The following is an 18,491-nucleotide window of genomic DNA, read 5'->3' on the forward strand; positions in this document are numbered from 1 at the left end:
CGAGCTGCAAACTCATAGGCCTATCGGGTTTGGCGCACCGACCGCGAAACCTCCGCAGTTCACAACTCAACTGCGGTCTTCGGGAAGATACAAGGCCCCCGGCACGCGCCGTCGCGTGCCGGTTATAGGGGGTGTCGTCGCGCGAGAGCATCCAGCACGATGCGTCGCATAACGTCGACCTCAGGGTGATCCATGCCAGTGTCCAGCCGCGTGGACCGATCGAGCCGCAGGGCGCGCGTGCGCGTCGTGCCTTGCGGCGGCGGCCGAGCGCGGACCCCCGGCTTGGCGCTGGCCGCGATGCTGGGCCTCGGTGGCGTTGTACCGGTGGCCGCTGCCGACGAAGTGGCACGGACGCCGCTCGGACCGGTGTTGCTCGATGCCGGCGACACCGCGCTGCGCGACGACCTGGCCTGGCTGGTCGACCGCGGCCGCCTGCCTGACCTGACGCTCGGCACCTGGCCGATGCCGGCCTCGACGGTCGAGAAGGCCTTGGCCCGGCTCGAGTTGGCCACCGACGCACCGCTGGCCGCGGCCGATGCCGACGCGCTGGCGCGGGTCCGCATCGCGCTGGCGCGCCAACGCTCGCCGGTCGTGGTCGGCATCGGCATCAACACGGCGCGCCGGCCCGCCATCGACGCCGAGTCCCCGGTGCGCTCGCGTGCCGAGCCCGAACTCACGCTGCAGTCCGGCGACGCCGGCTGGGCGCTGCGCTTGAGCGCCCGCGGCGCGATCGATCCGATCGACCGCCGCGAGAGCAGCGAACTCACGATCGACGGCAGCTTCGCGGCGGTCGAAGTCGGCCCGGTGGTCGCGGCGCTGGCGGCGGTCGACCGCTGGTGGGGGCCGTCGCCGGCCGCCAGCCCGGTGCTCGGCAACGTGGCCCAGCCGGTGCCTGGCCTGCTGCTGCGCCGCGCCGGCGAGTCGGCGCCCACCTGGGCGCCGATGGCGTGGGTCGGACCCTGGACCTGGGAGCTGTCGGCCGGTCGCCCCTACGAGGCCGTGCCCGACGGCTCCAACACGCTCGGCCTGAGGCTGGCGGCGCGGCCGCTGAAGGGGCTCGAGCTCGGCATCTCGCGCTACGTCTACTGGGGCGGCGCGGGCCGGCCCAACAGTCCGGGCTCCTTGCTGCGCGCGCTCACCGGTCGCTCCAACATCGACGACCCGACCAGCCAGGGGCCCGATCCCAGCAACGAGATTGCTGGTTTCGACCTGCGCTACGCCTTCGCGCTGCCGAGCGCGACCCTGGTCGGTTGGGCTCACGGCGTTGGCGAGGACGAGGCGGGCGGGCTGCCGAGCAAGTACTTCGGCACCGTCGGTCTGCAGGTGGGCCATGTGATGGGTGGTCAACGCCTGCAGTGGTCGCTCGAGGGTACCGACACCCGCCTGCGCGGCGGCTTCGGCCTCAACTACAGCAGCGACGGCCCGGCCTACCGCCACGGCGCCTTCGCTTCGGGCCACTACCAGCGCGGGCTGCCGCTGGGTTCGCCGATGGGCGGCGGCGGGCAGGGCGCCTCGGTCGCGCTCGACTGGATCCGGCTCGACGATCCCGACGCGCTGCGGGCCCAGTTGCGCATCTGGAACGCCCAGCTCGCGCGCGACGGCGCGGAGGCCATCAACGCGGCCCACCCGGTGCCGGGCCACTGGCGCGGCGCGCAGTTGCGGCTGCAGGGCGAGCGCCCTTCGTTGCGCTGGCGCGGCGACCTGGTCTGGCAACGCGAGCAGGGGCGCGAGGACCTGCGGTCGTGGGGCGTCGTGCTGCGGCTCGAGTGGCGGCTGGGCGAGCCGCGCTGAGCCTTGCCACGAAAGCTGAGGCGGTGCTGCAACAGGGCGTTGGCGAGGGCGCCGCGACAATCGGCGCATGTCCCGTCCGTTCTTTCGCCAGGCGCTCTGGCTCGGCGCGGCGATTGCCGGCCTGATGCTGGCCGCCAGCGCTCCTGCACAGACACGCGTGCCGACCGTGCCGCCCGAGGCCGCCGCGTCGGCCGCGATTCAGCCCCCGGCGCCCGCTCCGACCACCTCGCGCCCGCGCATCGGTCTCGTGCTGTCGGGCGGCGGCGCGCGTGGCATGGCGCACGTCGGCGTGCTCAAGGTGCTCGAGCGCGAGCGGGTGCCGGTCGACGTGATCGCGGGCACCTCGATGGGCGCGATCATTGGCGGTCTCTACGCGAGCGGCATGAGTGCCGAGCAGATCGAGACCGAGCTCGGCAAGGTGGACTGGGATGCGCTGTTCACGAACCGGGTCGAACGTTCGGCGCTGTCGCAGCGGCGCAAGTCCGAAGACTTCGTCGTCGCCCCGGCGATCGAGGTCGGCATGCGCGACGGTGAAGTGCGACTGCCGACCAGCACCGTCTCGAGCCGTGGCCTGGAGTTGCTGCTGCGCCGCTACACGCTGCCGGTGCGATCGATCACCGACTTCGACAAGCTGCCAACGCCGTTTCGCGCGGTCGCCACCGACATGGAGAACGGCCAGGCGCTGATCCTCAAGCAGGGCGACCTGGCGCTGGCGATGCGCTCGAGCATGAGCGTGCCGGGTGTCTTTGCGCCGACCGAGATCGAAGGCCGCATCCTCGGTGACGGCGGCCTCGTCAACAACGTGCCGATCGACGTCGCACGCGCGATGGGCGCCGACATCGTGATCGTCGTCAACATCGGCACCCCACTCTCCGGGCGCGAGACGCTCGGCTCGATCGTCGGCGTGACGGTGCAGATGATCAGCATCCTCACCGAGCAGAACGTGCAGCGCAGCCTGGCGACGCTGGGCCCGAAGGACCTGCTGATCGCGCCCGAGCTGGGCGAGCTCACGGCGGGCGACTTCCCGCGCCTGCGCGACTTCGTCAAGCTCGGCGAATTGCAGGCCAATGCCCAGGTGGTCCAGCTGGCGGGGCTCGCGCTCGAGCCAGCCAGCTACGACCAGTGGTTGCTGGCGCGCAGCCGCACCGCGGATCCGACGCCCGAGCTGGGTTTCATTCGCTTTGCCGGCGCCGAGATCACGCATCCTCAACGCCTGGCGCCGCAGCTCGAGTCGAAGCCCGGCCAGGTCTTCGACGAGCCGGCCGCCGCGCGCGATGCGGTACGACTCGCGGCCGGCGGCGACTATTCGCGGGTCGATTTCCAGCTCGCCCGCGACGAGCTGGGCAACGATGGCCTGGTCTTCGTGCTCGACGAGAAGGACTGGGGGCCGAACTACTTCCGCATCGGCCTCGACCTCAGCACCGACTTCAGCGGCGTCAGCGAGTTCAACATCAAGCTCTCGCACGATCGCCACTGGCTCGACGAGCGCGGCACCGAGTGGCGCAACATCCTGCAGATCGGCACCTCGCCGTATTGGTTCACCGAGCTCTACCGGCCGCTGAACTGGAGCCCGCTGCCCGGCTGGGACTGGTTCGTCGCGCCGGCAATGCTCTTCGGGCGCGAACAGTACGTGCTCTACAGCGGCCCCGAAGGTCCCGAGTCCGGTCGTCTGCGGCGCACCGCGGGCCGCGTCGGCGTGGACCTGGGCAAGCCCTGGGGCAATCTGGGTGAACTGCGCGTCGGTCCCTACTGGCAACGCTGGACCGACAAGCCGGTCCTGCTGAGCGAAGACTATGTCGGTCCGCGCGAGTCGACCACGCGCAGCGAAATCGGCCTGCGCACGCGGGTGACCTTCGACCAGCTCGACTACGCCTACTTCCCGAGTCGGGGCTACCGGGTCGTTGCCGATCTGGCGGGAGGTGGCGTTCACACGAGCGGTGCGGCCGCCAGCGATGACGACCGCTTCGCGCGCTTCGAGGCCGACGCGACGCTCGCGTTGACGCCGGCCAAGCGCCACACCATCGTGTTCTACGGTCGCACCGGCTTGGCCGGTGGCGCCGCCGACGCCGGCCAGGGCTTCTACAACCTTGGCGGCTTCCAGATGCTCTCGGGTTACCAGCCGGGCCAGGTCGAAGGCAACTACATGGTCTTCGGGCGCGCGGTGTACCGCTACCAGCTCACGCCGCCCAAGATGACACGCGGCCTGGTGGCGGGCTTCTCGCTGGAGGCCGGCAACGGCTGGAACGATCGCTCGGCGATGAGCCTGGGCAGCCTGCGTGCCGGCTACAGCGCCTACATCGCGGCCGATACCGGCATCGGCCCGCTCTACCTGGGCCTGACCTACGCGCCGCGCGGCTCGGCCGGCATCTACCTGTTCCTGGGCCGGCCCTGAGCGAGGCGGCACGGGTCGGCCGGGCGCCGGCGGTGGCGTAGGGATGGTGCCGCGGGCCGCTGGTCGGCGACGCTGCGCCCTGCGGCCCGGGTGCGGGCCGGGGGGAATTGCATGCCCGGTCCCGCGATCGTCGTTCCCAGGTTCGGCTTTGCGCGCACCACGCGCGCGGCCGCGCCGCGCAAGCTGCTGCGCGCTTCCGACGGTGACACGCCGGTCATCGAGCAGCCGATCCGGATGCTCAGTTGCGACACGCCCGAGAAGAGCGGCTACGCCGGCGGACCGGTGGCCGCCCAGCTGCGGCTCGATCGCTGCCGCGAGCGGCTGGCGGGCGACTTCTATGCCAGCCTGCTGCCCAAGGAACTGCGGCGCTACCTGCTGGCGCGGCTCGGGCCGGAGGCGGCGGCGCAGCACATCGCGGCTGGCCAGATGGCGAGTGCCGCCTTCGATGCCCTGCTCGAGCGGCGCCTGACGCGTGACGACGGCAGCCGGCGCGCGCTGGCGATCGTTCCGGCCGGGCAGCTGATCGACAGCTATGGCCGGTTGCTGGCCTACTTTGCGCCGTACTTCGTGCCCGACGAGTTGCCGCCGCGCGGCGATCCGCGCCGGCGCACCTTCAACCTCGACATGGTGGCGCAGGGCTACGCGGCCTGCTTTCCGATATACCCGAGCCTGCCGTCGAACACCGACTGGGCGCTGCTGATCGAGGAGGCCGAGCGTGCCTGGCTGCGCAAGCGTGGCGTCTGGGACGCCTACGGCCGGCGGCTGCTGCTGGGCTACGAGTACCGCGCCTGCATCAAGCTGGCCGAGGTCGAGAGCGGCGCCGACGGCGCGCGCGCGGCCTTCCAGCGCAGTTGCGTCGACCTGCGCACGATGGCCGATGTCGGTCCCTTCGGCTTCTGGGACGTGCCGCCGCCGTACCGGCTCTGGTACTGGCTGACCGACACCCGCCAGGCGCGCGTCGATCTGGGCCTGGCGGCGCCCTAGGGCGCGCGCGCCAGCGCGCGCTCGATGCCGGCGATCACCGGCGTTGCGTCTTCCTGCAGGATCCAGTGGCTGGCACCCGGAACGCGCTGCAGATCCAGATCGGGCACCCAGCGCTCGAGGCCGGCGAGCAGGCCGGTCGGCAGCGCGATGTCGGCCTCGCCCCAGACCACCGTGGTCGGCACCCGCACCGTGAGCTGCTCGTCACCGAGCTGGATCCTGGCGGCGCCGGCATCCTGCGCGGTCGGTGGTCGCAGCGGCGAGGCGGCGTAGTAGTTCACCGGGCCGAGCAGGCCGCGGCCGGGCTCGGTGGAACCGTCCCCGCGCCACAGCGCGCGGTAGGTCTGGCGCAGCGCCGGGCTCAGCCAGCGCTCGCCGCCCATGTTGAGGAAGAAGGGCCACATGCGCCTGAAGTCGTCCTCGGCCAGCAGCGCTGCGGCATCGGGTCGGGCCAGGAAGTTCATGTAGGCGCTCGCCGCCTGCTGAAACGGGTTGTGCTGCAACTCCCGCAGGAAGGTGCCCGGGTGCGGCGAGTTGATCATCACCAGGCGCTGCAGCAGCGCGGGCCGGGCCACCGCCAGGTTCCAGGCCAGCGCGCCGCCCCAGTCGTGAGCGACCAGGGCCGCCAGCGGGCCGGCGCCGCTGGCCTCGATCAGTGCCGCGATGTCGGCCACCAGGTGACGCGGCTTGTAGGCCTCGACCTCCGCCGGCGCCGAGGAATGCTCGTAGCCGCGCAGATTGGGCGCGATGCACAGGAAGCGCGGCGCGAAATGCAGCAGCAGTTCGTCCCAGATGAAGGCGGCCTGCGGAAAGCCGTGCAGGAACACCAGCCGCGGCGCGTCGGGCGCGCCAGCGACGCGGCATGACAGCCGGATGCCATGCGGCAGATCGAAGTTCTGGCCGCGGATGCCGGCGGGCAGGGCGGGGACGCTCAACCTGCCGGCCTCAGTCCAGCGCAAGGTCCGCGGCAGGTGCCAGCACCGCCGGACGCGGCGGCGCCCAGCCGCGCAGCGTCAGCGCGAGGTCGCCCAGTCCCTGGCGCTGCGGCGCCGAGAACAGCAGCACGCCGATGTCGGAATGCTCGGTGGCGATCTCGGCAAAGGCCTGCTGCGCCTGCGCCACGGCGCGCGTGGCCTCGTTGCGATTGAGCTTGTCGGCCTTGGTCAGCAGCGCGAGCAGCTTGACCTCGCCGGTGGCCACGCGCGGGCCGACGAACTCGAGCAGGCGCTGGTCGAGCGGCGTCAGGCCGTGGCGCGAATCGACCAGCAGCACCACGCCAGCGAGCATGCGCCGGCTCTCCAGGTAGTCGGCCATCACCTTCTGCCAGCGATGCTTGGCGGCGCGTTCGACCGCCGCGTAGCCGTAGCCGGGCAGGTCGGCGAGCAGCGCGTCGGGCGCGTCCTTGGGGCCGAGTTCGAAGAGGTTGATGTGCTGGGTGCGGCCCGGCGTCTTGGACGCGAAGGCCAGCCGCCGGCGCTGGGTCAGCGCGTTGATCGCGGTCGACTTGCCGGCGTTGGAGCGGCCGACGAAGGCGATCTCCGGCAGGTCGGTCGAGGGCAGGTGAACCAGTTGCGCCGCGGTGGTGAGAAAGCGCGCGCCATGGGCCCAGGCCAACGCTGCGGCCTCGGGCGTGCGGGGGGTGGCGCCAGCGGTCGGATTCGGGCTCTGCGGTGTCGATTCGGGGGCGCTCATGGGACATTGTAAAATCATGCGTTGTGCTCGGTGCCGCGGCCCTGCGCATCGCAGCAACTCCACGCGGAACAAACCATATCCATCATGAAGTCAGCCCTGACGACGCTTCTGCTTGCCGCCGCTCTGGTGGCGCCGGCTCACGCCGAAACGGCCAAGGCCGCGACCAAGCCCGACCTGAAGAAGGGCGAGGCGACCGCGACCCAGGTCTGCGCCGCCTGCCACACCGCCGATGGCACCCGCGGCAGCCCGGCCAACCCGATCCTGCAGAACCAGCATCCGGAGTACCTGGTCAAGCAACTGGCCGACTTCAAGGCCGGCAAGCGCGCCAACGCCGTCATGCAGGGCATGGCCGCGACGCTGAGCGAGGAAGACATGCGCAACGTCGCCGCCTTCTACGCTTCCAAGCAGGCCAAGCCGGGCTTTGCCAAGGACAAGGAACTGGTCGCGCTCGGCGAGCGCATCTGGCGCGGCGGCCTGCCCGACCGCCAGATCCCGGCCTGTGCCGGCTGCCACAACCCGACCGGAGCCGGCATCCCGTCGCAGTTCCCGCGCCTGGCCGGCCAGCACGCCGACTACACGCAGGCCCAGATGCTGGCCTTCCGCGATGGCGTGCGCAAGAACAGCATCCAGATGAGCGGCGTCGCGGCCAGGCTCAATGACCGTGAGATCAAGGCCGTTGCCGACTACAGCGCCGGCCTGCAGTGACGCGGGCCAGCGCCGGATCGCAGTGATCCGGCCGCGCGGCGAACGCCGACAGAGAGCAATGAGGCCGGCATTTGCCGGCCTTGTTGCTTGTTCCAGAACTTTGGTGGGCAGAACGTGTCTGTAGATGTTCTCCCATCGCGGCGCCACCGGGCGCCGATCATTTGAATCCATGGCTGTCTCAGGCACCACCGCCAGCACCGCACCCCGTCTCGACGAGGCGCAACAGCCCAGCACCGAGGGCATCCAGCTGCGTTCCGGCTCGCGCCTTGCGCGCGAGTCGATCGAATTGCTGTCGTCGATGCGCTTTGCGATCACGCTGCTGAGCGTGATCTGCATCGCCTCGGTGATCGGCACCGTCGTCAAGCAGCACGAGCCGGCGGTCAACTATGTCAACCAGTTCGGGCCGTTCTGGGCCCGCTTCTTCGTCGCGCTCGGCCTCGATGCGATCTACAGCGCCTGGTGGTTCCTGCTGATCCTCGCGTTCCTGGTGCTGTCGACCAGCCTGTGCATCGCGCGCAACCTGCCCAAGATCCTGGTCGACCTGCGCACCTACAAGGAACACCTGCGCGCCAGCAGCCTGCGCTCCTTCCACCACCGCGCCGAGGGCCGCCTCGAGCTGCCGCGCGAAGCGGCGCTGGCGCATGTCTCGGCGCTGCTCGCCGCCAGCGGCTGGCGCGCCAGGGCGCAGCAGCGCAGCGGCGGTGTGCCGGGCGGCGAGTCCGCCGGGGTGATGATCGCGGCCCGCAAGGGTGCGGTGAACAAGTTGGGCTACCTCAGCGCCCATGGCGCGATCGTGCTGGTCTGCATCGGCGGCCTGTTCGACGGCGACCTGGTGGTGCGCGCGCAGATGGCGCTGCAGGGCAAGAGCGCCTTCGGCGGCGGCTCGATCCCGGCGACGGTGCCGGCCGAGCATGTGCTGAGCGAGGCCAACCCGACCTATCGCGGCAACCTCTTCGTCGCCGAGCGCGACCGTTCCGGCACCGCGGTGATCAACCTGCGCGACGGCGTCGTCCTGCAGCCGCTGCCCTTCGAGGTCGAGCTGCGCAAGTTCATCGTCGAGTACTACGAGACTGGCATGCCCAAGCTGTTCGCCAGCGAGGTGCTGATCCACGATCGCGACACTGGCGCGGTGACGCCGGCGACGATCCGCGTCAACCAGCCGGCGATCCATCGCGGCGTGGCGATCTACCAGTCGAGCTTCGACGATGGCGGCTCGGCCTTGCAGATCAAGGCCTGGCCGCTGGCCGGCAGCGGCCGCCAGCCCTTCGAGCTCGAGGGCAAGGTCGGCTCGAGCCAGTCGCTCTCGGCGCCCGGCAGCGGCGAGCCACTCAAGCTGGAGCTGACCGGGCTGCGCGCGATCAACGTCGAGAACCTCGCGCCCTCCGAGTCCGCCGGCGCCACCGACGTGCGCGCGGTCGACCTGCGCCAGAGCCTGGACAAGCATCTCGGCTCCGGTGCTGCCAATGGCAAGGACAAGAAGCTCAGCAACATCGGCCCCTCGTTCAGCTACAAGCTGCGCGACGCCTCGGGCCAGGCGCGCGAGTACAGCAACTACATGCTGCCGGTCATGCTCGACGGCCAGAGCGTGTTCCTGGCCGGCGTGCGCGAGAACCCGAGCGACGCCTTCCGCTACCTGCGCATCCCGGCCGACGAGAACGGCAGCCTCGAGGGCTTCATGCGCCTGCGCGGCGCGCTCGCAGACCCGGCGCTGCGGGCGCAGGCGGTGCACCGCTACGTGCAGCTCGCAGTGCCGGCCGACAAGCCCGAGCTCGCGCAGCAGCTCGAGGTCTCGGCCCGGCGCGCGCTCGGCCTGTTCAGCGGCGCCGAGCCGGCCGTCGAGGGCAAGCCGGCCAGCGCGGGGCTGCAGGCCCTGTCCGACTTCCTCGAGGCCAATGTGCCGGCCGCCGAGCGCGAACGCACCTCGGGCGTGCTGGTGCGCATCCTGGGCGGCACGCTGTTCGAGCTGATGAACCTGGCGCGCGAGCGCGACGGGCTCAAGCCCCTGGCCGCCGGCGACACCACGCAGGCCTTCATGACGCAGGCGCTGATGTCGCTGTCCGACAGCGTCCACTACCCGGCGCCGGCGCTGCTGATGCTCGGCGGCTTCGAGCAGCGCCAGGCCAGCGTGTTCCAGGTGACGCGCGCACCCGGCAAGACGCTGGTCTACCTCGGCTGCGCGCTGCTGATCATCGGCGTGTTCTCGATGCTCTACGTGCGCGAGCGCCGCCTCTGGGTCTGGCTCGAGGCCGACGACCAGGGCGGCACCCACGTCCGCACCGCGCTGTCGAGCACGCGCCAGACCATGGATACCGACCGCGAGTTCGAGCAGTGGCGCGATGCGCTGCTGCCGGGCCCCACGCCACAACCCGCAGGAGTTTCAAGCAGATGAGCGCGAGCACGACCACCGCCCCCGGCGCGGCCACGCCGCCCACCACCACCGAGCTTCACATCGGCCGCTCGGCCCTGATCGGCCGCCTGGGCGCCTATGACTGGCTGTTCGCGCTGCTGGTCGTCGCCGCGGCCGGCTTTGCCTTCGTGCGCTACAGCGGCGCGATGGATGTCTACGAGACGGCGATCCTGGTCGGCGCGGTACCGCTGATGATCGGCCTCGGCTGGTTCTGGGGCGCGCTGCGCACGCTGACGATCGCGGTTGGCGCCACCGCGCTGCTGGCGATCGGCCTCTATGCGCAGACGCCGGATGCCTTCGGCGCCGACCTCGCGGCCGGCCAGCAGCGCTTCCTGCTCAAGTACCTGTTCGCCAGCCAGACCGCGATCCTGTGGATGAGCCTGCTGGTGTTTCTCTCCACGCTGTTCTACTGGATCGGGCTGCTCGGCCGTGGCCGGGTCCAGGGCGCGGCCCAGATCGGTGAGGTGTTTGCCTGGGGCGCGGTCTACATGGCGCTGGTCGGCACGCTGGTGCGCTGGTACGAAAGCCACCAGATCGCGCCCGACGTCGGCCATATTCCGGTCAGCAACCTCTACGAGGTCTTTGTGCTGTTCGTCTGGCTGACGACGCTGTTCAACCTGTTCTTCAGCTCGCGCTACCGGCAGCTCGCGGCCGGCGGCAGCGCCGGTGCCCGCGCCGGCCTGGCCGGCGAGGCCTCGATGCATGCCGTGAGCGCCTTCGTGATGCTGGTGGTCAGCAGCGCGGTCGGCTTCCTGCTCTGGTACACGCTGGCCCGCGAGGCGCACGAGATCCAGCCGCTGGTGCCGGCGCTGCAGAGCTGGTGGATGAAGATCCACGTGCCTGCCAACTTCGTCGGCTACGGCACCTTCGCACTGTCGGCGATGGTGGCTTGGGCCTACCTGCTCAAGAGCGCGCCGCTGCGCTCGCTGCTGGTGGCCTTCGTCGGCATCCCGCTGGCGCTGCTGGCGGTGCTGGGTGCCTTCATCGGCTTCGGCGGCGTGACGCCCGATACCGCCGGCGCGCTTGCCAAGACCATGCGCATGGTCGGCGGAGTGCTGCTGTTCTGCAGCTTCACGCTGCTGCTGCGGCGGCCGATTGCCGCCCGCCTGCCCTCGCTCGAACTGCTCGACGACCTGATGTACAAGGCGATCGCGGTCGGCTTCGCCTTCTTCACGATTGCCACCGTGCTCGGCGCGCTGTGGGCGGCCGAGGCCTGGGGTGGCTACTGGAGTTGGGATCCGAAGGAGACTTGGGCCTTGATCGTCTGGCTCAACTACGCGGCCTGGCTGCACATGCGGCTGATGAAGGGCTTGCGCGGTGCGCTCGCGGCGTGGTGGGCACTGATCGGCCTGCTGGTCACGACCTTTGCCTTCCTCGGTGTCAACATGTTCCTTTCCGGACTGCACTCCTACGGCACGCTCTAAGCCCCCTGGCCTGTAAGGATCGGCGTCGCGGGAACGACTGAACTGCAGAACGGGATTACCGTATCGACTGCGAGAGCCTTCCATGCTGATCCTCAAGCGCCACGCCAACGGTTTCGAACACGCCACGCCATCGGAGATCACGCCGCGCGCGGTCTACGAGCAGCGGCGCGCCTTCGTCAAGGCGCTCGCCGCCGGCACCGCCGGCAGTGCGATGGCGCTGTGGGCCCAGCGCGAGGCGCGCGCGCAGGACGGGACGGTTGCCAGGCCGGGCCAGCTCGCGCCGCTGGCCGCCCAGCGCAGCGCGGTGCCCGGCGCGCTGACGATGGAGAAGCTCAGCGCCTATAAGGACATTGCCAGCTACAACAACTTCTACGAGTTCGGCACAGACAAGAGCGACCCGGTGCGCAACGCCCACACGCTGCAGACCCGGCCGTGGACGGTGGCGATCGAGGGCGCGGTCAAGAAGCCGCAGACGCTCGCCATCGAGGACATCCTCAAGCTCGCCCCGCTCGAGGAGCGCATCTACAGGCTGCGCTGCGTCGAGGGCTGGTCGATGGTGATCCCGTGGGTCGGCTTCTCGCTGTCGGAGCTGATCAAGCGCGTCGAGCCGACCGGCAACGCCAGGTACGTGGAGTTCCACACCCTGGCCGATCCCAAGCAGATGCCCTACGTGCGCAGCAGCGTGCTCGACTGGCCCTACGTCGAGGGCCTGCGCATCGACGAGGCGATGCATCCGCTGGCGCTGCTCGCGGTCGGCCTCTACGGCGAGGTGCTGCCCAACCAGAACGGCGCGCCGGTGCGGCTGGTGGTGCCGTGGAAGTACGGCTTCAAGAGCGCCAAGTCGATCGTCAAGATCCGCTTCGTCGAGAAGGAGCCGAAGACGGCCTGGGTCAAGGCGGCGGTGCAGGAATACGGTTTCTATTCGAACGTGAACCCGAAGGTCGACCACCCGCGCTGGAGCCAGGCCACCGAACGCCGCATCGGCGAGGACGGGCTGTTCCAGAAGAAGCGCCCGACCCAGATGTTCAACGGCTACGAGGCCCAGGTCGGCCAGCTCTACGCCGGCATGGACCTGGTCAAGTACTACTGAAGCGCAGGCGCGCCGTGGCCGAGGCCTCGTCTTCGCTCGCCGCCCGCGGCGGCAACGTGCGGCCCTTGCACCCAAGCCCGCGCCCGCGGCCGGCCGGCGTCAACGGCTGGCTGCTGCGTCCGCTGGCCAAGCCGCTGCTGTTTGCGCTGTGCCTGCTGCCCTTCGTCTGGCTGCTGTACGGCGCATTCACGGAGACGCTCGGCGCCAACCCGGCCGAGGCGCTGATCCGCGCCACCGGCGACTGGACCTTGCGCTTCCTGTGCCTCACGCTGGCGGTCACGCCGCTGCGCCACTGGACCGGCTGGCACGCGCTGGCCCGGCTGCGCCGCATGCTGGGCCTGTTCACCTACTTCTACGTGCTGCTGCACCTGCTGTGCTTTGCCTGGCTCGACATGGGCTTCGACGTCGCTGAGATCGCCAAGGACATCGGCAAGCGGCCCTTCATCCTGGTCGGCTTCAGCGCCTTCGTGCTGCTGACGCCGCTGGCGCTCACCTCCTTCAACCGAGCCGTCAAGGTGCTCGGCGCGGCGCGCTGGCAGGCGCTGCACCGGCTGGTCTACGCGGTGGCCGGGCTGGCGATCCTGCACTTCTTCTGGATGCGTTCGGCCAAGCACAACTACGAAGAGGTCGCGGTGTACGCGAGCATCCTCGCGGTGCTGCTCGGCGCGCGCGTCTGGCGCTGGGCGCGCCAGCGCCGATAGGTTGTGAGCCCCTACGCTTGCGGCTTCGCCGCTGCGCTGCCCCCCGCGGGGGCGCCGGCCGGCTTGGGGCGGCCCGGCGCCGGCCGAGACCGCCCTCTGCTTTCCTAGACCGCGGCGCGCGGAATCTCGCGCGGGTTGCCCTCGCGATCGATCGCGACGAAGGTCAGGTTGGCCTCGGTCACCTTGACCACCACCAGATCGGCCGGGTTGCGTTCGGCATAGACGGCCACGTGCACCGTGATCGAGGTGCGGCCAACGCGCTCGACCCGGGCATAGAAGCTCAGCAGGTCGCCCACCGAGACCGGCTGCTTGAAAATGAACTCGTTGACCGCCACCGTGGTGATGCGGCCCTTGGCCACGCGCGCCGGCAGCACCGAGCCGGCGAGGTCGACCTGGGCCATGATCCAGCCACCGAAGATGTCGCCGTTGCCGTTGGCATCGGCCGGCATCGGCATCACCCGCATCACCAGGTCCATGTCGGTCGGCAGTTGGGTGGTGATATCGGGTGGCATGGGAGATCTTTGTCTTGAAGCAGGAACAACGAAACGGGATTGTCGGCGATGCGCGGGCATGAGGCCGCGGGTGCAGCGCCGAGCGCGGTGACGACCGCCGCGCCGGCGCGCGCGCGCAGCGACTGGGCCACGCTGGGCCGGCTGCTGCCGTATTTCTGGGATTACCGCTGGCGGGTCGGCTTCGCGCTGAGCTTCCTGATCGCCGCCAAGGTCGCCAATGTCGGCGTGCCCTTGCTGCTCAAGCGCCTGGTCGACTCGCTCAACGTGCAGGCCGGCGATCCGGCGGCGATGCTGGTGGTGCCGATCGGCCTGCTGCTGGCCTACGGCCTGCTGCGGCTGTCGACCTCGCTGTTCACCGAGTTGCGTGAGCTGGTCTTTGCCAAGGCCACCGAGGGTGCGGCGCGCCATATCGCACTCGAGGTCTTCGACCACCTGCATGCCCTGAGCCTGCGCTTCCATCTCGAGCGCCAGACGGGCGGCATGACGCGCGACATCGAGCGCGGCACGCGCGGCGTGCAGTCGCTGATCTCGTACTCGCTCTACAGCATCCTGCCGACGCTGGTCGAGGTGACGCTGGTGCTGACCATCCTGGCCGTCAAGTTCGACACCGGCTTTGCCTGGATCACCGGTGCGGCGCTGGTGATCTACATCGGCTTCACCGTCAGCGTGACCGAATGGCGCACCCAGTTCCGCAAGAAGATGAACGAGCTCGACTCGAGCTCGCACAGCCGCGCCATCGACTCGCTGCTGAACTACGAGACCGTCAAGTACTTCAACAACGAGGGCTTCGAGGCCCGGCGCTACGACGAGAGCCTCGAGCAACTGCGGCGCGCGCGGCTGAAATCGCAGACCACGCTGTCGATGCTCAACACCGGCCAGCAGCTGATCATCGCGACCGCGCTGATCACGATGCTGTGGCGCGCGACCGAGGGCGTGGTCGCCGGGACGATGACGCTCGGCGACCTGGTGATGGTCAACGCCTTCATGATCCAGCTCTACATCCCGCTCAACTTCCTGGGCGTGATCTACCGCGAGATCAAGCAGTCGCTGACCGACCTCGACAAGATGTTCCAGCTGCTCGAGCGCGAGCGCGAGGTGCAGGACGCGCCGGACGCGCGCGAGCTGCAACTCGCCGGTCCGCCGACGCTGCGCTTCGAGAACGTCAGCTTCGCCTACGAGCGCGGCCAGGCCGGCGCCGAACCGGGCCGGCCGATCCTGCGCAACCTGAGCTTCGAGATCCCGGCCGGCCACACGGTGGCGGTGGTCGGGCCCTCGGGCGCCGGCAAGAGCACGCTGGCGCGGCTGCTGTACCGCTTCTACGACGTCGGCGACGGCGCGATCACGCTGGACGGAACCGACATTCGCAGCGTCACCCAGGCCAGCCTGCGCCGGGCGATCGGCATCGTGCCGCAGGACACGGTGCTGTTCAACGACACCGTGGCCTACAACATCGGCTACGGCCGTCCGGACGCGAGCCAGGCCGAGATCGAGGCCGCCGCTCAGGCCGCGCGCATCCACGAGTTCATCGCCTCGACGCCGCTCGGCTACGCGACGATGGTCGGCGAGCGCGGGCTCAAGCTCAGCGGCGGCGAGAAGCAGCGGGTGGCGATCGCGCGCACGCTGCTGAAGAACCCGCCGATCGTGATCTTCGACGAGGCGACCTCGGCGCTCGATTCGGCCAACGAGCGCGCGATCCAGGCCGAGCTGAGGCGCGCGGCCAGCGGCAAGACCGCGCTGGTCATCGCGCACCGGCTGTCGACCGTGGTCGACGCCGATCAGATCCTGGTGCTGGAGGCGGGCCGCATCGTCGAGCGCGGCACGCACGGGCAACTGCTGGCGCAACAGGGGCGCTACGCGAGCATGTGGGCGCTGCAACAGAGCGGCGCCGAGGCGGCGACGACCGCCTGAGGCGGGTCAGCCGACGTTGGCCGGCGGGGTATCGCCGGGAGCCTCGGTCGCGGCCTGATCGTCGGCGTCGGCCGGCGCGTCGCCGTCGTCGCCCGGCTTGCCGCTGGCCTTGCGCTGAAGCTTTTCTTCCTTCTTGCGCTTCTTGGCCAGTTCGCGTTGGCGTTTCTCGTAGGAGTAGTTCGGGGTGGCCAGCTTGCGCTCCTCAGGATGCGTTGAGTGCCGAATTTAACCGACCCGGGCCCGGTAGGGGTCGCCATCGGCAGCTTGGCGTCAGCCTGTGACAGACTCGCCGACTACCCGAAAAGAAGCCCATGGCCCTGAAGTCCACCATCTACAAGGCCGATCTGCAGATCGCCGACATGGATCGCCCGCACTACGGCGACCACGCCCTGACCCTGGCCCAGCACCCCTCCGAGAACGAGGAGCGCCTGATGATGCGCCTTCTAGCCTACGCGCTGCATGCCAGCGAGGCCGAGCAGCGGCCGCTGCAGTTTGCGCGCGGCATGACCGAGATGGACGAGCCCGATCTCTGGCGGCGCAGCTACACCGACGAGATCGAGCTCTGGATCGACGTCGGCCAGCCGGAGGAGAAGTGGCTGCGCAAGGCCAGCCACCGCGCGCAGGAGCAGCTGCTCTACGTCTACGGCCGCACCGGCGGCCTGTGGTGGCAGCAGAACCGGGCCACGCTCGAGAAGCTGCCCGGCCTGCGCGTGCGCCGCATCGACGCCGATGCCAGCGCCGCGCTGGTGGGGCTGGCCGAACGCAGCATGCGACTGAACTGCACGGTGCAGGACGGCCACGTCTGGATTGGCAACGATCGCCAGACGGTCGACTTCGTGCCCGAGGACCTCAAGCTGGCGCAACCGCGCTGAGTCCGGTTCGTCACGCCGCTGGCTACACTGCGGCGCGTGGAAACCAAGTGGCTGGAAGACTTCGTGAGCCTGGCCGAGACGCGCAGCTTCTCGCGCTCGGCCCAATTGCGCCACGTGACGCAGCCGGCCTTCTCGCGTCGCATCCAGGCGCTCGAGGCCTGGGCCGGCACCGACCTGGTCGACCGCTCTTCGTACCCGACCCGGCTCACGCCGGCCGGCGAGACGCTGCACGCGCAGGCGCTCGAGGTGCTCGGCGGGCTGCAGGTGGCGCGCAACCTGATGCGCGGCCACCGGGCGGTGGGGCAGGACATGATCGAGTTCGCGGTGCCGCACAACTTGGCGTTCGCCTTCTTTCCGCATTGGGTGACCAGCCTCAAGCGCAGCTTCGGCCCGGTCAAGAGCCGGCTGATCGCGCTCAACGTGCATGACGCGGTGCTGCGGCTGGCCGAGGGCGGCTGCGACCTGCTGATCTCCTACCACCACCCGGCGCAGCCGCTGCAGCTGTCGAGCGACCGCTACGAATGGCTCAGCCTGGGCGAGGAGCGCATCGCCGCCTACGCCAAGGCAGGGCCGGACGGCGAGCCGCTGTTCCGGCTGCCGGGGCGCAGCTCCGAGCGTCTGCCCTTCCTCGGCTACGCCGCCGGTGCCTACCTCGGCCAGATGGTCGACCTGATCATCAAGCAGGCCGACACGCCGCTGCAGCTCGACCCGATCTACGAGACCGACATGGCCGAGGGCCTGAAGGCGATGGCGCTCGAGGGCCATGGCCTGGCCTTCCTGCCGGCCAGTGCGGTGCGCAAGGAACTCAAGGCGCGCCAGCTGGTGCCGGCCGCGCCCTCGGGCGGGCTGGAGCTCACCATCGAGGTGCGGATCTACCGCGAGCGCACGGAATTTGCTCGTCATGCAAAGCCGGGCGCGCTGGCGCTCTGGGACCACCTGCGCGGGCCTGGCTGAAGCGGTGCCGGCGCCCGGTCCGCAGCCGCCGATCTGCGTGTTTCCCGGCATCGTCAGTGGCAGTCTGTCAGGTACATTGCGCCGATCGAACTCGAACCCTTGAAGGAGTTTCCATGTCCTTGCCGATGATGAAGAAATCGATCCTCGTGCTGGCCGCCACGCTGGTGGCTGCCGGTGCCGCCCAGGCCCAGGCCTCCGACACGCTGGCCAAGATCAAGTCCAGCGGCAAGGTGACGATGGGCGTGCGCGAGTCGTCCTCGCCGCTGTCGTACACGCTCGGCGGCGGCAAGTTCGCCGGCTACCACATCGACGTCTGCGAGCATGTGCTCGGCGACGTGCGCAAGGCGCTCGGCCTGTCGGGCCTGACCATCGAGTACACGCCGGTGACCTCGCAGAACCGCATCCCGCTGGTGCAGAACGGCACCGTCGACCTCGAGTGCGGCTCGACCACCAACAATACCGCGCGCCAGCAGCAGGTCGCCTTCGGCCTGACGACCTACGTGACCGAGGTGCGCACCGCGGTCAACGCCAAGTCGGGCATCAACTCGATCAACCAGCTCAACGGCAAGACGCTGGTCACCACCACCGGCACGACCTCGGTGCAGACGCTGCGCAAGCACGAGCGCGCCACCGGCATCAACTTCAACGAGGTGTTCGGCAAGGACCACGCCGACAGCTTCCTGATCCTCGAGTCGGGCCGCGCCGATGCCTTCGTGATGGACGACAACATCCTGGCCGGCAACATCGCCAACGCCAAGACCCCGGCAGACTTCAAGATCGTCGGCGAGGTGCTGGCGGTGGAGCCGATCGCGGTGATGTTCCGCAAGGACGATCCGGCCTTCAAGAAGGCGGTCGACGACTCGATCCGCAAGCTGATCACCAGCGGCGAGATCCAGAAGATGTACGCCAAGTGGTTCCAGTCGCCGATCCCGCCGCGCAACATCAACGTCAACCTGCCGGCCGGCGAGAACACCAAGGCGGCCTGGGCCAACCCGAACGACAACCCGGCCGAGGCCTGGGTCAAGAAGTGACGGCAATGGCCTGAAGCCTTGCAGCCCACCC

At 69.8% G+C, this 18,491-nt stretch carries 15 protein-coding genes; 12 read left to right on the forward strand and 3 right to left on the reverse strand.

Features of this window, described 5'->3' with window-relative positions:
• Nucleotides 1–192 precede the first annotated feature (192 nt).
• The 3 genes from EV670_RS13190 (at nt 193) to EV670_RS13200 (ending at nt 5,167) form a co-directional block, all read left to right on the forward strand.
• Entirely contained in the window at nt 193–1,791 is a 1,599-nt protein-coding gene (locus EV670_RS13190) for a capsule assembly Wzi family protein (RefSeq protein WP_130432881.1), read from the forward strand.
• Nucleotides 1,792–1,858: 67 nt separating this feature from the next.
• Entirely contained in the window at nt 1,859–4,183 is a 2,325-nt protein-coding gene (locus EV670_RS13195) for a patatin-like phospholipase family protein (RefSeq protein ID WP_242616963.1), read from the forward strand.
• Between the two features lie 111 nt (nt 4,184–4,294).
• Nucleotides 4,295–5,167 carry a thermonuclease family protein gene (locus tag EV670_RS13200; RefSeq protein WP_130432883.1) on the forward strand — a complete coding sequence of 291 codons (873 nt, stop codon included), beginning with the start codon at nt 4,295–4,297 and terminating at the stop codon, nt 5,165–5,167.
• Here EV670_RS13200 and EV670_RS13205 read toward each other — a convergent pair.
• Together EV670_RS13205 and yihA are read right to left on the reverse strand one after the other, a co-directional pair.
• On the reverse strand, nt 5,164–6,099 hold the full coding sequence (locus EV670_RS13205) for an alpha/beta fold hydrolase (RefSeq protein WP_242616964.1): 936 nt from the start codon (nt 6,097–6,099) through the stop codon (nt 5,164–5,166). The two genes, EV670_RS13200 and EV670_RS13205, sit on opposite strands and share 4 nt — an antisense overlap.
• 10 nt (nt 6,100–6,109) lie before the next feature.
• Nucleotides 6,110–6,856, reverse strand: coding sequence for a ribosome biogenesis GTP-binding protein YihA/YsxC (gene yihA, locus EV670_RS13210; RefSeq protein ID WP_130432885.1), 747 nt, complete (start codon nt 6,854–6,856; stop codon nt 6,110–6,112).
• 84 nt (nt 6,857–6,940) lie between these two features.
• On the opposite strand from yihA, the gene EV670_RS13215 reads away from it, so the two are divergent.
• The 5 genes from EV670_RS13215 to EV670_RS13235 all read left to right on the forward strand — a co-directional run bounded on the left by EV670_RS13215 (nt 6,941) and on the right by EV670_RS13235 (nt 13,183).
• On the forward strand, nt 6,941–7,561 hold the full coding sequence (locus tag EV670_RS13215; protein ID WP_130432887.1) for a c-type cytochrome: 621 nt from the start codon (nt 6,941–6,943) through the stop codon (nt 7,559–7,561).
• A 169-nt stretch (nt 7,562–7,730) separates the two neighbouring features.
• Complete coding sequence (locus EV670_RS13220) at nt 7,731–9,950, forward strand: cytochrome c biogenesis protein ResB (RefSeq protein WP_242616965.1); 2,220 nt, start codon at nt 7,731–7,733, stop codon at nt 9,948–9,950.
• Nucleotides 9,947–11,392 carry a c-type cytochrome biogenesis protein CcsB gene (gene ccsB / locus EV670_RS13225; protein ID WP_242616966.1) on the forward strand — a complete coding sequence of 482 codons (1,446 nt, stop codon included), beginning with the start codon at nt 9,947–9,949 and terminating at the stop codon, nt 11,390–11,392. Before EV670_RS13220 ends, ccsB begins: the two co-directional genes overlap by 4 nt.
• A gap of 82 nt (nt 11,393–11,474) precedes the next feature.
• A complete protein-coding gene (msrP, locus tag EV670_RS13230; RefSeq protein ID WP_130432889.1) occupies nt 11,475–12,482 on the forward strand; it encodes a protein-methionine-sulfoxide reductase catalytic subunit MsrP in 1,008 nt (335 codons plus the stop codon).
• 65 nt (nt 12,483–12,547) lie between these two features.
• Complete coding sequence (locus EV670_RS13235) at nt 12,548–13,183, forward strand: protein-methionine-sulfoxide reductase heme-binding subunit MsrQ (protein ID WP_130432891.1); 636 nt, start codon at nt 12,548–12,550, stop codon at nt 13,181–13,183.
• Between the two features lie 104 nt (nt 13,184–13,287).
• Here the strand turns inward: EV670_RS13235 and EV670_RS13240 are convergent, their stop codons facing one another.
• A complete protein-coding gene (locus EV670_RS13240) occupies nt 13,288–13,695 on the reverse strand; it encodes an acyl-CoA thioesterase (RefSeq protein WP_130432893.1) in 408 nt (135 codons plus the stop codon).
• Between the two features lie 48 nt (nt 13,696–13,743).
• Here EV670_RS13240 and EV670_RS13245 point away from each other — a divergent pair, with 48 nt between their 5' ends.
• The 4 genes from EV670_RS13245 to EV670_RS13265 all read left to right on the forward strand — a co-directional run bounded on the left by EV670_RS13245 (nt 13,744) and on the right by EV670_RS13265 (nt 18,460).
• Complete coding sequence (locus tag EV670_RS13245) at nt 13,744–15,603, forward strand: ABCB family ABC transporter ATP-binding protein/permease (protein ID WP_130432895.1); 1,860 nt, start codon at nt 13,744–13,746, stop codon at nt 15,601–15,603.
• 311 nt (nt 15,604–15,914) lie between these two features.
• On the forward strand, nt 15,915–16,475 hold the full coding sequence (locus EV670_RS13255) for a YaeQ family protein (protein ID WP_130432897.1): 561 nt from the start codon (nt 15,915–15,917) through the stop codon (nt 16,473–16,475).
• A gap of 36 nt (nt 16,476–16,511) precedes the next feature.
• On the forward strand, nt 16,512–17,429 hold the full coding sequence (locus EV670_RS13260; RefSeq protein ID WP_207225073.1) for a LysR substrate-binding domain-containing protein: 918 nt from the start codon (nt 16,512–16,514) through the stop codon (nt 17,427–17,429).
• Between the two features lie 128 nt (nt 17,430–17,557).
• On the forward strand, nt 17,558–18,460 hold the full coding sequence (locus tag EV670_RS13265) for an amino acid ABC transporter substrate-binding protein (protein ID WP_130433755.1): 903 nt from the start codon (nt 17,558–17,560) through the stop codon (nt 18,458–18,460).
• Nucleotides 18,461–18,491 lie beyond the last annotated feature (31 nt).

This window comes from Rivibacter subsaxonicus (assembly GCF_004217215.1).
GTDB lineage: Bacteria > Pseudomonadota > Gammaproteobacteria > Burkholderiales > Burkholderiaceae_C > Rivibacter > Rivibacter subsaxonicus.

Coding starts and splice junctions, on each gene's coding strand:
- yihA (WP_130432885.1), bottom strand. CDS start 6,856: ATGAGCGCCCCCGAATCGACACCGCAGAGCCCGAATCCGACCGCTGGC.
- EV670_RS13255 (WP_130432897.1), top strand. CDS start 15,915: ATGGCCCTGAAGTCCACCATCTACAAGGCCGATCTGCAGATCGCCGAC.
- msrP (WP_130432889.1), top strand. CDS start 11,475: ATGCTGATCCTCAAGCGCCACGCCAACGGTTTCGAACACGCCACGCCA.
- EV670_RS13215 (WP_130432887.1), top strand. CDS start 6,941: ATGAAGTCAGCCCTGACGACGCTTCTGCTTGCCGCCGCTCTGGTGGCG.
- EV670_RS13195 (WP_242616963.1), top strand. CDS start 1,859: ATGTCCCGTCCGTTCTTTCGCCAGGCGCTCTGGCTCGGCGCGGCGATT.
- EV670_RS13265 (WP_130433755.1), top strand. CDS start 17,558: ATGAAGAAATCGATCCTCGTGCTGGCCGCCACGCTGGTGGCTGCCGGT.
- ccsB (WP_242616966.1), top strand. CDS start 9,947: ATGAGCGCGAGCACGACCACCGCCCCCGGCGCGGCCACGCCGCCCACC.
- EV670_RS13240 (WP_130432893.1), bottom strand. CDS start 13,695: ATGCCACCCGATATCACCACCCAACTGCCGACCGACATGGACCTGGTG.
- EV670_RS13220 (WP_242616965.1), top strand. CDS start 7,731: ATGGCTGTCTCAGGCACCACCGCCAGCACCGCACCCCGTCTCGACGAG.
- EV670_RS13245 (WP_130432895.1), top strand. CDS start 13,744: ATGCGCGGGCATGAGGCCGCGGGTGCAGCGCCGAGCGCGGTGACGACC.
- EV670_RS13190 (WP_130432881.1), top strand. CDS start 193: ATGCCAGTGTCCAGCCGCGTGGACCGATCGAGCCGCAGGGCGCGCGTG.
- EV670_RS13200 (WP_130432883.1), top strand. CDS start 4,295: ATGCCCGGTCCCGCGATCGTCGTTCCCAGGTTCGGCTTTGCGCGCACC.